This window comes from Marmoricola sp. URHB0036, from assembly GCF_000426045.1.
In the GTDB taxonomy this organism is placed as follows: Bacteria; Actinomycetota; Actinomycetes; order Propionibacteriales; family Nocardioidaceae; genus Marmoricola.
Map to the genome: position 1 here is coordinate 77,282 of NZ_AUEP01000009.1, position 13,212 is coordinate 90,493.

General features: G+C 70.8%; 11 protein-coding genes. 9 read left to right on the top strand and 2 right to left on the bottom strand.

Annotated elements, in window-relative coordinates:
- Nucleotides 1-28 precede the first annotated feature (28 nt).
- The 3 genes from H976_RS0111220 to H976_RS25805 are packed head-to-tail and all read left to right on the top strand — an operon-like array spanning nt 29 to nt 4,512.
- The gene (locus H976_RS0111220) at nt 29-2,683 is read left to right on the top strand and encodes a DEAD/DEAH box helicase (protein WP_027861626.1); all 2,655 of its coding nucleotides are present in this window, start codon (nt 29-31) and stop codon (nt 2,681-2,683) included.
- A complete protein-coding gene (locus H976_RS25800) occupies nt 2,673-3,806 on the top strand; it encodes an FAD-dependent oxidoreductase (protein WP_051276737.1) in 1,134 nt (377 codons plus the stop codon). The genes H976_RS0111220 and H976_RS25800 overlap by 11 nt, the downstream gene beginning before the upstream one ends.
- Nucleotides 3,799-4,512 carry a hypothetical protein gene (locus H976_RS25805; protein WP_051276703.1) on the top strand — a complete coding sequence of 238 codons (714 nt, stop codon included), beginning with the start codon at nt 3,799-3,801 and terminating at the stop codon, nt 4,510-4,512. Before H976_RS25800 ends, H976_RS25805 begins: the two co-directional genes overlap by 8 nt.
- Here the strand turns inward: H976_RS25805 and H976_RS0111235 are convergent.
- Nucleotides 4,496-5,170, bottom strand: a complete 675-nt coding sequence (locus tag H976_RS0111235; protein WP_027861627.1) for a TetR/AcrR family transcriptional regulator — start codon at nt 5,168-5,170, stop codon at nt 4,496-4,498. The genes H976_RS25805 and H976_RS0111235 overlap by 17 nt on opposite strands.
- 94 nt (nt 5,171-5,264) lie before the next feature.
- On the opposite strand from H976_RS0111235, the gene H976_RS0111240 reads away from it, so the two are divergent.
- Nucleotides 5,265-6,284: an NAD(P)-dependent alcohol dehydrogenase gene (locus tag H976_RS0111240; RefSeq protein WP_196804040.1), complete on the top strand. Its 1,020-nt coding sequence runs from the start codon at nt 5,265-5,267 to the stop codon at nt 6,282-6,284.
- 37 nt (nt 6,285-6,321) lie between these two features.
- The gene (locus H976_RS0111245; RefSeq protein ID WP_027861629.1) at nt 6,322-6,756 is read left to right on the top strand and encodes an EVE domain-containing protein; all 435 of its coding nucleotides are present in this window, start codon (nt 6,322-6,324) and stop codon (nt 6,754-6,756) included.
- Here H976_RS0111245 and H976_RS0111250 read toward each other — a convergent pair.
- Nucleotides 6,743-7,291 carry a TetR/AcrR family transcriptional regulator gene (locus H976_RS0111250; RefSeq protein WP_027861630.1) on the bottom strand — a complete coding sequence of 183 codons (549 nt, stop codon included), beginning with the start codon at nt 7,289-7,291 and terminating at the stop codon, nt 6,743-6,745. The two genes, H976_RS0111245 and H976_RS0111250, sit on opposite strands and share 14 nt — an antisense overlap.
- Nucleotides 7,292-7,414: 123 nt before the next feature.
- Between H976_RS0111250 and H976_RS0111255 the strand changes: the two genes are divergently transcribed.
- The 4 genes from H976_RS0111255 to H976_RS0111270 all read left to right on the top strand — a co-directional run bounded on the left by H976_RS0111255 (nt 7,415) and on the right by H976_RS0111270 (nt 13,152).
- Nucleotides 7,415-8,692, top strand: coding sequence for an MFS transporter (locus H976_RS0111255; protein ID WP_027861631.1), 1,278 nt, complete (start codon nt 7,415-7,417; stop codon nt 8,690-8,692).
- Between the two features lie 125 nt (nt 8,693-8,817).
- A complete protein-coding gene (locus H976_RS0111260; protein ID WP_027861632.1) occupies nt 8,818-10,386 on the top strand; it encodes a carboxyl transferase domain-containing protein in 1,569 nt (522 codons plus the stop codon).
- Nucleotides 10,386-12,257: a biotin carboxylase N-terminal domain-containing protein gene (locus H976_RS0111265; protein ID WP_051276704.1), complete on the top strand. Its 1,872-nt coding sequence runs from the start codon at nt 10,386-10,388 to the stop codon at nt 12,255-12,257. The genes H976_RS0111260 and H976_RS0111265 overlap by 1 nt, the downstream gene beginning before the upstream one ends.
- On the top strand, nt 12,250-13,152 hold the full coding sequence (locus H976_RS0111270) for a hydroxymethylglutaryl-CoA lyase (protein ID WP_027861634.1): 903 nt from the start codon (nt 12,250-12,252) through the stop codon (nt 13,150-13,152). The genes H976_RS0111265 and H976_RS0111270 overlap by 8 nt, the downstream gene beginning before the upstream one ends.
- Nucleotides 13,153-13,212: the final 60 nt, after the last annotated feature.

Sequence of the window (13,212 nt, forward strand, 5' to 3'; positions counted from 1 at the left end):
TGTCGGGGCCACCGGTTAGGTTCGACCGGTGAGCTTCGTACCCCTGCAGGGCCGGGCGACCTGGGTCCCCCAGCACCCCCCGCGGGACAGCGAGGTGGAGTTCTCCGGTCCGGCGCGCACGATCCGGATGCCGATGCGCGGGGCCATCCCGGTGCTCACGCGTGCCATCCGGGTCGACGACGCCCACCCCTCGGTCGGACTGCTCAGCGGCGCGACGCTGCTCGCGATGAAGCTGGTGGCCGCCGGCCGGGTCCGGCTCTCCGAGAGCGGCGACTCCTGGCGGGTCGGTCCGCTGCAGCCGGACGACGAGGACCGGCTGCGTGCGCTGGCCACCGCCCGGGCCCATGCCGACACCGACGTCGACGAGGCCGAGGACGTCATCCGCCAGCTGCTCGATGCGGTGGCCGACACGATGACCCGCCCGCCCGAGCTGCACGACACCACCACGTTCGTACGCCGGCCCCGGGTCGACTCGACCGACGACGAGGACCCCGACCTGCCTGACCAGGTCCGCCTCGCGCTGCGGGTCGAGGCGCCCGGAGAGGTGCTCGAGGGCGGCGGCGTGGTCGTCGTGCTCCAGGCCCACGACGTGGACGACGACACTCACTTCGTCGACGCCGACCAGCTGTGGCAAGGAGCTGGACACGGGTTCTCTGGCCGGGCGCGGCTGAGCCTCGGCCGGGCGTTGCGCGCCGCGGCCAAGGCCTGGCCGCCACTCGACCGGTTGCAGCGGATGCAGGTGCCCGACCGGATGGTGCTCGACGCCGAGGAGCTGGCCGACCTGCTCGAGCACGGCCTCGAGGCGCTCGACGGCATCGGGGTCGACGTGTTCTGGCCGCGCGGCCTCCGGGGCGAGCTGGTGCCGCAGGCACGGGTCGAGGTGGCGTCGGGTCCCCGCGAGGGCCAGCTGATGGAGGGCCTGTTCGGCCCCGACGCCCTGTTCACCTTCGACTGGCGGCTCGCGCTCGGCGACGACCCGCTGACCGACGACGAGATGGCCGTGCTCGCAGGAGCGAAGTCGCCGGTGATCAGGCTGCGCGACAACTGGATGGTGATCGACCCGGTCATCGCCCGCCGCGCGCGCCGACGCAAGGCGGCCCAGCCGGTCAAGCCGGTGGTCGCCCTCCAGGCAGCGCTGACCGGCAAGCTCTACCTCGACGGCGGCGCTCTCGAGGTGCATCCCGGGGCGACCCTGGAGAGGGTGCGCGACCGCATCGTCGACGCTGCCGTCGTCGCTCCCCTGGAGACTCCGACCGGCCTGGCGGCCCCGCTGCGCGACTACCAGCGCCACGGCCTCACCTGGCTGGCCGAGCTCACCGGTGCCGGCCTCGGCGCCTGCCTGGCCGACGACATGGGTCTGGGCAAGACGATCACCCTGATCGCGCTGCACCTCCACCGACGAGCGCGCGGGCTGACTCACGGTCCGACCCTGGTGGTCTGTCCGGCCAGCCTGATGGGCAACTGGGAGAACGAGATCCACCGCTTCGCGCCCGGGGTCGCCGTACGCCGCTTCCACGGCACCGGGCGCGACCTCGGCGGTCTCGACGACGGGTTCGTGCTGACGACCTACGGCACCATGCGACTCGACCACGAAACGCTCTCGACGGTGCCGTGGGACCTCGTCGTCGCCGACGAGGCACAGCACATCAAGAACGCCACCTCCTCGACCGCCCGCAACCTGCGCACCATCGAGTCGCGCTGCCGGGTCGCGCTGACCGGCACCCCGGTGGAGAACAACCTGACCGAGCTGTGGGCGATCCTCGACTGGGCGACGCCCGGGCTGCTCGGCTCGCGAGCCGCCTTCCGCAAGGTGTGGGCGGCTCCGATCGAGAGCGGCGTCGACCCGTCGGTCGCGAGGCGGTTCGCCCAGCTGGTCGAGCCGTTCCTGCTCCGTCGCCGCAAGTCCGACCCCGGCATCGCGCCCGAGCTGCCGGCCAAGACCGAGACCGACCAGGTGATCGGACTGACCCGCGAACAGGTGGTGCTCTACGAGTCGCTGGTGCGCGAGTCGATGGAGCGCATCGAGCGCGCCGACGAGGACACTCGTCGTGGCCTCGTGCTCGCGCTGCTGACCGGGCTCAAGCAGATCTGCAACCACCCGGCCCACTACCTCCGCCAGCCCAGCGGTCGGCTGAAGGGCCGCTCGGAGAAGCTCGACGTGTGCGACGAGCTGCTCGGCACGATCCTGTCCGAGAACGGCTCGGTGCTCGTGTTCACGCAGTACGTCGCGATGGCGCGCCTGCTCGAACGACATCTGGCGGCTGCCTCGATCCCGACCCTGTTCCTCCACGGCGGCACTCCCGTCCGGGCGCGCGAGCAGATGGTCGAGAACTTCCAGGGCGGGGCTGCCCCGGTCTTCCTGCTCTCGCTCAAGGCCGGCGGCACGGGCCTCAACCTGACCCGCGCCGACCACGTCATCCACTTCGACCGCTGGTGGAACCCCGCGGTCGAGGACCAGGCCACCGACCGCGCCTACCGGATCGGCCAGACCCGACCGGTGCAGGTCCACCGCCTCGTCACCGAGGGCACGATCGAGCAGAAGGTCGGCCAGCTCCTGCAACGCAAGCGCACCCTCGCCGAGTCCGTGCTCGGGTCCGGGGAGGTGGCGCTCACCGAGCTGAGCAACGACGAGCTGCGTGACCTCGTGGCCCTCCGGACCCGCGGAGACACCGATGGCGCCTGACTACGACGTGGCCGTGGTCGGCGCCGGCCTCACCGGCACGGCCGCGGCCCGCGAGCTCTCCGCGCGCGGCCACAGCGTGCTCCTCCTCGAGCAGCACGCCGTCGGGCACGAGCGCGGCAGCTCCCACGGCTCCTCGCGCATCTACCGCCGGGCCTACGCCGACCCGACCTACGTCGAGCTCACCGGTCGAGCCGCCGACGAGTGGTCACGGCTGGAGGACGAGTCGGGAGTGGGTCTGCGCACCCGGACCGGCGGCCTCGACGCCGGCGCCGGCCGCGAGCAGGAGATGTACGCCGCGATGCGGGCACGGGGCGTGGCGGCCACCCTGCTCCCCGCCGCCGAGGTCGCCGAGCGCTGGCCGGGCATCGCCCTGGAGGGAGAGATCTGCTTCCACGCCGACGCCGGCATCCTCGACGCCGACCTCACCGTGGCCACGCTGCTCGACCTCGCCGTCCGCGACGGTGCCGAGCTGCGCGAGCAGACGCCACTGACCCGGATCGAGCCGGTGGCCGACGGACTGCTCGTGCACCACGCCTCGGGACACGACCGGGTCCGCTCCGTGGTGGTGGCCGCCGGCGGGTGGCTGCCCGAGCTCCTCGGCGGGCTGGCCGTCGAGCCGCTGCTCCCGCCGCTGGAGGTCAGGCAGGTCGAGGTGTTCCACCACCGGCACCGCGATCCCGATGCGCGGTGGCCGACGCTGGTGCACGACAGCGAGGTCGAGCTCTACGCCCTCGCCTCCGGCAGCGACGGTGGCCCTCGGCCGGCGTACAAGATCGGCCAGTACGACAGCGACCGCACCACCACGGCGTCCGCCCGCGACGGTGTCATCGACGACCGGCCGCGGCGCGCGATCCGCTCGTTCGTCGAACGACACCTGCCCGGCCTCGAGCCCGAGCCGGTCTCGGCCAAGAGCTGCCTGTTCACGATGACCTCCGACGCGGACTTCGTGCTCGACCGTGCCTCGACGCGAGGCGGGTCGGTCGTGATCGCCTCGCCGTGCTCGGGTCACGGAGCCAAGTTCGCACCGTTGGTCGGAGTGCTGGTGGCCGACCTGCTGGAGGGCGCCGATCCGCACCCGCGGTTCGCCTTCCGCGACCCGGCTCCGGTCGACCGTCATGCCTGACCCGATCGTGCTGCGCCGGCTGGCGCGCGTGCGCGGGGCGACCGCGCGCAGCACGACCTGGTGGGGACGGGCCCTGGTCCGCTCCTTCGAGGAGCTGACCATGGAGGCCGACGACCTCGGTCGCGGCCGCGCACTCGCCCGATCCGGACGTCTCGGCGCGATCGTGGTGCTCGAGGCGATGGCGTCCGCCGTCGTCGACCCCGGCAGTGCCAATCCGCTGATGGCCCAGGTCAAGGTCGACCGTCTCGACGTCGAGGCGTGGACCACCTTCGCGCGCGAGGCCGCCCGTGAGAGCGGCAACGCCGCAGCGCTGGAGGCCGGCGAGCTGCCGATCGACCTCGTCGAGCACGCCGACGAGGCGGGCGTCGAGCTCATCCCCGGGCCGGGCGACATCGACAGCGCCTGCGAGTGCGAGGCGTGGGCCCAGCCCTGTGTGCACAGCCTGGCGCTGCTCTACCAGCTGGCCTGGCAGGTCGACGCCGACCCCTACGTGCTGATGCTGCTCCGCGGCCGCACCCGCGAAGACCTGCTGGCCGAGGTGGCCGCTCTCGCGAGCGGTGTCCCCACACCCGGCGAGGGGGAGCGTGAAGAGGTGCGCATCCGGGCGGCACAGGTCCTTGCCCTGGCCGAGGACGCCCCCAGTGGCCACGGGCTCGCGGACGCTGCCGTGGCGGCGTACGACGAAGCGGTCAGCCGGCTGCTCTGAGACGCGACTCGAGCCCGTCGAGGATGAGGTCGAGCCCGAACAGGAACTCCTCGCCGAAGTCGTATCCCGGCTTGAGCACGTGCTCGGTGGCCAGCTCGACCATGTGCGGGAACTCGCCGGCCCGGAACATCTCCATCATCGGCTCGGCGACCTGGGCGACGTTGCTGCTGTCGAAGGGCAACGAGGCCTCCTGGAGCGCGAAGCCGTAGACATAGCTGTCCACCAGTGCGTAGGCGTGGGCGGTCAGCTCGATGGAGAGGCCGCCGGCGCGGAAGGTCGCCAGGTTCGCGTCGTGGTGCCGCATCGTGGCCGGCCCGGGGTTGGTGCGCGACTCCAGCAGCCCGATCGCCCAGCGGTGCCGGCCGAGGACTCGTCGTGCCGACTCGCAGCGCCGACGGATCTGCACCCGCCACTCGCCGTCGGGTGAGGGCAGCTCGATCTCGGCGAAGACGATGTCGACGATCCCGTCGAGGATCTGCTCCTTGTTGGCGACGTGGTGGTAGACCGACATCGGCTTGACCCCGAGCGCCTGTGCCAGCGAACGGATCGTGAGCGACCCGATGCCCCCGGCGTCCGCGATCTCGACCGCCGCGCGGAGCACCCGGTCACGGCTCAGGGGGGTGCGCTCGGCCGGGGTCTCGGTGGTCGTCGTTGCCATGGTGATCCCGGACTCTAGCAGTTTCGTACTTAGTACGGTACAGTCCCTTACTAAGTACGGCTCGGGCACCACCACCTCCAGGACGGAACCTGCCATGCAGCACCTCACCCCCACCACTCCCGTCGTACCGGAGACCATGCGCGCGATCACCCAGCAGCGCTACGGCTCGGCCGACACCTGGCACGTGGCCCGGATCGCGCCGCCGACGATCGCCGACGACGAGGTCCTGGTCCGCACCCACGCCGCCGGGCTCGACCGCGGCACCTGGCACCTGATGACCGGCAAGCCGTACGCCCTCCGACTCGTCTTCGGGCTGCGCGGGCCGAGGAAGAACCCCACACCCGGACTCGACGTGGCCGGCACCGTGGTCGCCGTCGGCGCCGGGGTCTCGGCCTTCTCCCTGGGCGACGAGGTGTTCGGGATCAGCAAGGGCTCGTTCGCGGAGTACGCCGCCGCCAAGGCCTCGAAGCTGGCCCACAAGCCGGCCGGCCTCACCTTCGAGCAGGCAGCAGTCGTCCCCGTCTCGTCGATGGCTGCCTGGCAGGCCGTGCACGACACGGGCCGGGTCGAGCCCGGACAGCGTGTCCTGGTCATCGGCGCCTCGGGAGGAGTCGGCAGCTATGCCACCCAGCTCGCCGTGTCGTTCGGCGCCGAGGTGACCGGGGTGGCCAGCACCGCCAAGCTCGACCTGGTGCGCTCCCTGGGTGCCGCCCACGTCGTCGACTACACCCAGGAGGACTGGTCGGACCGCGGGCCGTTCGACGTGATCATCGACATCGCCGGCAACCCGTCGCTGTCCAGGCTGCGTCGCGCACTCACGCCCACGGGCACGGCCGTCCTCACCGGGGGCGAGGAGGGAGACCAGCTGACCGGAGGGATGGGCCGACAGCTGCGTGGTCTGCTGCTCTCCCGGTTCGTCGGCCAGCGCCTCACCGGGTTCATCCCGAAGGAGCGGGGCAGCGACCTCGCGCAGGTGGCTCGGCTGATCGATGCCGGCACGGTCGTGCCCGCCCTCGACCGGAGCTATCCCCTCACGGAAGCGGCCACGGCGATGCGCCGGCTCGAGGCGGGCGAGGTCCGCGGCAAGGTGGCGATCACCGTGGCCGCGGCCTGAGCCAGACCTGTCGGTGCCCACGCCTAGCGTCACCACCATGTCCCGTTGCTGGATCAACACGGTGAGCCGCGAGCACGTCCTGTGGGGCGTCGAGGGCGGCTACACCCAGGCCGACCACGGCAAGAACACGCGGCTGCGTCGGCTCGAGCCCGGCGACACGCTCGCCTTCTACTCGCCGCGGACCCAGATGCGCGGCGGGGAGCCGCTCCAGGAGTTCACCGCGCTGGCCACGGTCACCGGTGACGAGGTGTTCCAGGTGGAGATGACGCCTGAGTTCCATCCGTGGCGCCTCGCTGTCGACTTCCACACCGTGGCGCCGGCGCCGATCAAGCCGTTGCTGCCGCGCCTCTCGTTCATCACCGACCAGCAGCGCTGGGGCTACCCGTTCCGCCGCGGGCTGTTCGAGATCTCCGCCGACGACATGGCCGTGATCCGCGAGGCGCTGACGGGTGTGGCCGTCACGCAGGGATGAGGGCCTTGGCGGCCATCCCGCTGAGCAGGCCACGCATCTCGTCAGGCTCGAGGAAGGCGCTGTGCGGGGTGGAGTTCAGCAGGCCGAAGGTGGCGTGCACGCTGGCCCGCGCCTCCTTCAGCGACCGCTCGGGGTCGAGCAGGCGCAGCTGCTTGACCCACACGTCGACGTACTTGCGCTGGGTCTCGCGCACCTTCTCGCGTGCCTCCAGCGGCAGCGCCCCCCAGTCGCGGTCCTGCACCACGATCAGCGCCTTGTGGTCGAGCGCGAACGTGACGTGCCAGTCGATGAGCGCCTGCAGCGCCTCGGTCGGTGACTCCGCCGCCCGCACGCGTTCTCGCCCCACCGTGAGCAGCTCGTCGCTGATGCTGACCAGCATCTCGGCCAGGACGGCGTCCTTGGACCGGAAGTGTCGGTAGAGGGCCGGGCCGGAGAAGCCGCAGGCGGCGCCGAGCTCGGAGATGGAGACCCCGTGGAAACCCTTCTGCGCGAAGAGCTCCGCTGCGATGTCGAGGATCTGCTGCCGCCGCGTCACGGCACAAGGTTAGCGGTCGCTAACTCGGCCTGAGTCGCTGCCGGTTTGATGAAGAGCTCGGCGGGTACGACGTGAGGTGCGCCACTCCGATTTCGGGCCGGCCCCGCGCCGCTAGGAGGCACCATGTCCGCGACCAGCGCGCCCTCACGACGGACGCCACTCACCCCCGACCAGAGGAACTCCTTCCTCGCGGCCCTGCTCGGCTGGAGCATGGACGCCTTCGACTACTTCATCGTCGTGCTGGTCTACGCCGACATCGCCGAGACCTTCGGGAAGTCCAAGGAGACCGTCGCGTTCCTGACGACGGCCACCCTCCTGATGCGGCCCATCGGCGCGTTCATCTTCGGGCTCTGGGCCGACAAGGTCGGACGACGCGTCCCCCTGATCGTCGACGTCATCTTCTACTCGACCGTCGGCTTCCTGTGTGCGTTCGCCCCCAACTTCACGGTGCTGCTCGTGCTCCGTTTCCTCTACGGCATCGGCATGGGTGGTGAGTGGGGGCTCGGTGCGGCACTGGCGATGGAGAAGATCCCGACCGAGCGACGCGGGTTCTTCTCCGGCGTACTCCAGCAGGGGTATGCCGTGGGCTACCTGATGGCGGCCGTCTCGTTCCTGGTCATCAGCGACGTGCTCGGACTGTCCTGGCGCTGGCTGTTCGCGCTCTCGATCCTGCCGGCGCTGATCAGCCTGTTCATCCGGACGCGCGTGGGCGAGTCGGAGGCCTGGGAGGCCAGCCGCGAGCAGATGAAGGTGACCAGCACCAGCGTCAAGGACGTCATCTTCACCGGGGCCGTGCTGCGCCGCTTCATCTACCTGGTCATCCTGATGACTGCGTTCAACTGGATGAGCCACGGCACCCAGGACGTCTACCCGACCTTCCTCAAGGCGACCGACCAGGGCGGCGCCGGCCTCGCCGAGTCCACGGCCCTGACCATCGCCATCATCTACAACATCGGCGCGATCATCGGCGGCCTCACCTTCGGGGGGCTCTCCGAGAAGTTCGGCCGGCGCTACACGATCGCCTTCTGCGCCCTGCTCGCCCTGCCGGTGGTGCCGATCTTCGCCTACTCGACCAGCGCCGGGATGCTGGTGCTCGGCTCGTTCCTGATGCAGCTGCTCGTCCAGGGCGCCTGGGGCGTGATCCCGGCCCACCTGACCGAGATGTCGCCGGACGCGATCCGCGGGTTCTACCCCGGCGTCACCTACCAGCTCGGCAACGTCTTCGCGGCGCTGAACCTCCCGATCCAGGAGCACCTCGCGGCATCGCACGGCTACCCGTTCGCCCTCGCGGTCACGATCGTGCCGGTCCTCGTCATCGTCGCCGCCGTGACGCTCGTCGGGAAGGAGGCCAAGGGCGTCGTGTTCGGTCGGCAACCCGAGCACGCCCCGGCCACCCGCTGATACACCCAGGGCTTGCGGCGGGACGTCATACGAAGTGGCTGCTATGGCGACCATTTCGTATGACGTACGCAGGTCGGCCGGCCCGTTCTCTGGCGCTGGATGTTAACGATCGCTAACCTAGGCCGGTGACCTCAGAATTCCAGACCCTCGTCGACGAGCTGCGTGACCGCACCGAACGGGTCCGGCAGGGTGGTTCGGAGGCCGCCCGCACCAAGCACACCGACCGCGGCAAGATGCTGGCCCGCGACCGCATCGATGGCCTGCTCGACCCCGGGAGCCCGTTCCTCGAGCTGAGCCCGCTGGCGGCGTACGGGATGTACGACGACGGCCGCGACGACGCCTACGCCGTACCCAGTGCCAGCATCGTGACCGGCATCGGGCGCGTCGAGGGCCGCGAGTGTGTGATCGTCGCCAACGACGCCACCGTCAAGGGCGGCACCTACTACCCGATCACGGTCAAGAAGCACCTGCGCGCGCAGGAGGTGGCGCGCGCCAACAAGCTCCCGTGCATCTACCTCGTCGACTCCGGTGGCGCCTTCCTGCCGATGCAGGACGAGGTGTTCCCCGACAAGGAGCACTTCGGCCGCATCTTCTTCAACCAGGCCAACCTGTCGCGCGAGGGGATCCCGCAGCTCGCCGCTGTGATGGGCTCGTGCACCGCCGGCGGCGCCTACGTGCCGGCCATGTCCGACGAGACGGTGATCGTCAGGAACCAGGGCACGATCTTCCTCGGCGGCCCGCCCCTGGTGAAGGCGGCGACCGGCGAGGTGGTCACGGCCGAGGAGCTGGGCGGTGGCGACGTGCACGCGCGCACCTCCGGGGTCGTCGACCACCTGGCCGAGGACGACGCCCACGCGCTGCAGATCATCCGATCGATCGTGAACACGCTCCCGCGCCCCACCACATCGGTCGTCGCCGAGGTCGAGGAACCGGTCGCCGACCCCCACGAGCTGTACGACGTGGTGCCGACCGACACCCGCACACCGTACGACGTCCGCGAGGTCATCAAGCGGATCGTCGATGCCAGCCGGTTCCACGAGTTCAAGCAGCTGTACGCCGAGACGCTGGTCTGCGGCTTCGCCCGGATCTGGGGCCACGACGTCGGCATCGTCGCCAACAACGGCATCCTGTTCTCCGAGTCGGCCCGCAAGGGCGCGCACTTCATCGAGCTGTGCAACCAGCGCAGGACGCCGATCGTGTTCCTGCAGAACATCACCGGCTTCATGGTCGGCAAGGAGTACGAGAACGGCGGCATCGCCCGCGACGGCGCCAAGCTGGTCACCGCGGTCGCGTGCTCGGTGGTGCCGAAGTTCACCGTGGTCATCGGCGGCTCCTTCGGCGCCGGCAACTACGGCATGTGCGGTCGTGCCTACGACCCCCGGTTCCTGTGGATGTGGCCCAATGCGCGCATCTCGGTGATGGGCGGTGAGCAGGCCGCCTCCGTGCTGGCGACGGTCCGCCGCGACGGCATCGAGGGCAAGGGCGGTGCGTGGTCGGCCGAGGACGAGGAGGCGTTCAAGGCGCCCATCCGCGACCAGTACGAGCACCAGGGCTCGCCGTACTACTCGACCGCGCGTCTCTGGGACGACGGCATCATCGACCCGCTCGACACCCGCCGGGTCCTCGGCATGGGCCTGGCCGCTGCGGCCAACGCGCCGATCCCCGAGCCCTCCTACGGGATCTGGAGAATGTGATGCAGCGTCTCCTGATCGCCAACCGCGGCGAGATCGCCCGCCGGATCATCCGCACCGCCCGCGCGATGGGCATCCACACTATCGCCGTGCACAGCGAGATCGACCGCTCCGCTCCGCACGTGCACGACGCCGACGAGGCGCTGCTGGTCGAGTCCTACCTCGACATCGACGCCGCCATCGGTGCTGCGCAGGCGACCGGCGCGGACGCCATCCACCCCGGCTACGGATTCCTCTCCGAGCGAGCCGCCTTCGCGCAGGCGGTCGAGGACGCCGGCCTCACGCTGGTCGGGCCGAGCGCCCGGGTGATGGAGCAGATGGGTCGCAAGGACGCCGCCCGCGCCATCGCCGAGGAGGCCGGGGTCGCCGTGGTCCCGTCGTACGACCTCGCGGCGGACGCCTCGACCTTCGACTACCCGGTGCTCGTCAAGGCCGCTGCCGGCGGCGGCGGCAAGGGCATGCGCATCGTGCGGGCCGAGGGTGAGTACGCCGAGGCGCTGGCCTCTGCCAAGCGCGAGGCAGCGGCTGCCTTCGGTGACGACACCATGCTGATCGAGAAGTACGTCGAGTCCGGGCGCCATGTCGAGGTGCAGGTGCTCGCCGACTCCCACGGCAACGTCGTCCACCTGTTCGAGCGCGACTGCTCCACGCAGCGCCGGCACCAGAAGGTCCTCGAGGAGGCACCGGCCCCGACGATCACCGCCGAGCAGCGCGAGGAGGTGACCTCGGCCGCGGTCGCGCTGACGAAGCAGGTCGGCTACGAGAACGCCGGCACCGTCGAGTTCCTGCTCGACAACGCAACCGGCAAGACCTACTTCCTGGAGATGAACACCCGTCTCCAGGTCGAGCACCCGGTCACCGAGCTGGTCACCGGTGTCGACCTCGTCGAGCTGCAGCTGCTGGTGGCCTCCGGTGAGGCGCTGCCCATCTCCCAGGACGACATCCAGCTCGACGGCCACGCCATCGAGGCCCGGATCTACGCCGAGGACTCCTTCGGCGGGTTCCTGCCCCAGGCGGGCACCGCCGAGCTGGTGCGCTGGCCAGCCAACGCTCGGGTCGATGCCGCCCTGGAGAGCGGGCAGGTCGTGTCGACGTCGTACGACCCGATGCTGGGCAAGGTGATCGCCCACGGCCGCGACCGCGAGGAGGCGCGTCGTCGCCTGCTCGCCGCCCTCGACGAGACGGCGGTGCTGGGGTTCACCACCAACGTCGGGTTCCTGCGTGTGCTGGTCGCGACCGACGAGTTCCGTGACGCGACCATCGACACCGCCTGGCTCGATCGGGCCGAGGTCGCGGCACCGAGCGACGACCTGGCCCGCACCATCGCTGCCTGGGTGCCGGCCATGCTGGCTGCCGACCACGGAGACCAGGGCGCCTTCCGGTCCGACGGCTTCCGGCTCAGTGCCGCACCGGCCCCGACCCGGGTCGAGCTCGATCGCGTCGTGCTCGTCGACCGGGCCCGCGGGCTGGTCGACGACGTGCCGGTCACGCAGTTCTCCGCCGCGAACCACGTCGTCCGCCTCGAGGTGGCCGGCCGTCGCGTCCAGGCCGTCGTCAACGCGACCGCGCACTCCGTCGAGGTCGTGGTCGAGGGCCAGCGGTTCGTCTTCGAGCGGCCCGATCCGTTCGCGGGAGCCGGGATCGCGGTGGGCGAGGGCAGTCTCACCGCTCCGATGCCCGGCACCGTGCTCGCGGTCGACGTGGCGGAGGGGGATGCTGTCGAGGAAGGTCAGCGGCTCGGCGTACTGGAGGCGATGAAGATGGAGCTGGCGCTCAAGGCGCCGTTCGCCGGGACGGTCACCACCGTCGGTGCCCAGGCGGGCGAGCAGGTGGCGCTCAAGGCGCTGTTGTTCGAGGTGACCCCGGATGAGTGAGCTTCCCGAGCGGGTCACCATCTACGAGGTCGGACCCCGCGACGGCCTGCAGAACGAGGACGGCATCGTCCCGGTCGAGGCGAAGGCCGAGTTCATCCAGCGCCTGCTGGCAGCCGGGCTTCCGGTCGTCGAGGCGACCAGCTTCGTGCACCCGAAGTGGGTGCCGCAGCTCGCCGACGCCGGGGAGTTGCTGGAGCGCCTGGGCGAGACCGGCAAGGACCTGCCGGTGCTGGTGCCCAACGAGCGCGGTCTCGACCGTGCGCTCGAGCTCGGCTGTCGCCACATCGCGATCTTCGGCAGCGCCACCGAGACCTTCGCCCAGCGCAACCTCAACCGCAGCCTCGACGAGCAGTTCGCGATGTTCGAGCCGACCGTCACCCGGGCGCGCGACGCCGGCCTCGACGTACGCGCCTACGTGAGCATGTGCTTCGGCGACCCCTGGGAGGGCGTGGTGCCGATCCCGCAGGTCGTCGAGGTCGGCAAGCGCCTCTTCGACCTCGGTGCCAGCCAGCTCTCCCTCGGCGACACCATCGGCGTCGGCACGGCTGGGCACGTCCGCGACCTGCTGGCCGCGTTCAATGCCGCCGGCCTGTCGAACGACGCCCTCGCGGTGCACTTCCACGACACCTACGGCCAGGCGCTGGCCAACGCCTACGCCGCCCTCCAGCACGGCATCACCACCTTCGACGCCAGCGCCGGCGGCCTCGGTGGCTGTCCGTACGCCGAGAGCGCGACCGGCAACCTGGCCACCGAGGACCTCGTCTGGATGCTGCACGGTCTGGGCATCGACACCGGCGTCGACCTCGGCTCACTCGTCGCCACCAGCCGCTGGATGGCCGACGTCCTCGGTCGACCGAGTCCCTCCCGTGTCGTACAGGCGTTGGCCGGCGGCTAGCGACCCCACCACGCCGTGGTCTCGACTGATTGCTCGCTGGCGCTCGCTGCTCGACCACCT

Bases quoted from the DNA above. Each gene is read 5' to 3' on its own strand.
- H976_RS25800 (WP_051276737.1), top strand. From the start codon at position 2,673: ATGGCGCCTGACTACGACGTGGCCGTGGTCGGCGCCGGCCTCACCGGC.
- H976_RS25805 (WP_051276703.1), top strand. From the start codon at position 3,799: ATGCCTGACCCGATCGTGCTGCGCCGGCTGGCGCGCGTGCGCGGGGCG.
- H976_RS0111235 (WP_027861627.1), bottom strand. From the start codon at position 5,170: ATGGCAACGACGACCACCGAGACCCCGGCCGAGCGCACCCCCCTGAGC.
- H976_RS0111240 (WP_196804040.1), top strand. From the start codon at position 5,265: ATGCAGCACCTCACCCCCACCACTCCCGTCGTACCGGAGACCATGCGC.
- H976_RS0111245 (WP_027861629.1), top strand. From the start codon at position 6,322: ATGTCCCGTTGCTGGATCAACACGGTGAGCCGCGAGCACGTCCTGTGG.
- H976_RS0111255 (WP_027861631.1), top strand. From the start codon at position 7,415: ATGTCCGCGACCAGCGCGCCCTCACGACGGACGCCACTCACCCCCGAC.
- H976_RS0111265 (WP_051276704.1), top strand. From the start codon at position 10,386: ATGCAGCGTCTCCTGATCGCCAACCGCGGCGAGATCGCCCGCCGGATC.
- H976_RS0111270 (WP_027861634.1), top strand. From the start codon at position 12,250: ATGAGTGAGCTTCCCGAGCGGGTCACCATCTACGAGGTCGGACCCCGC.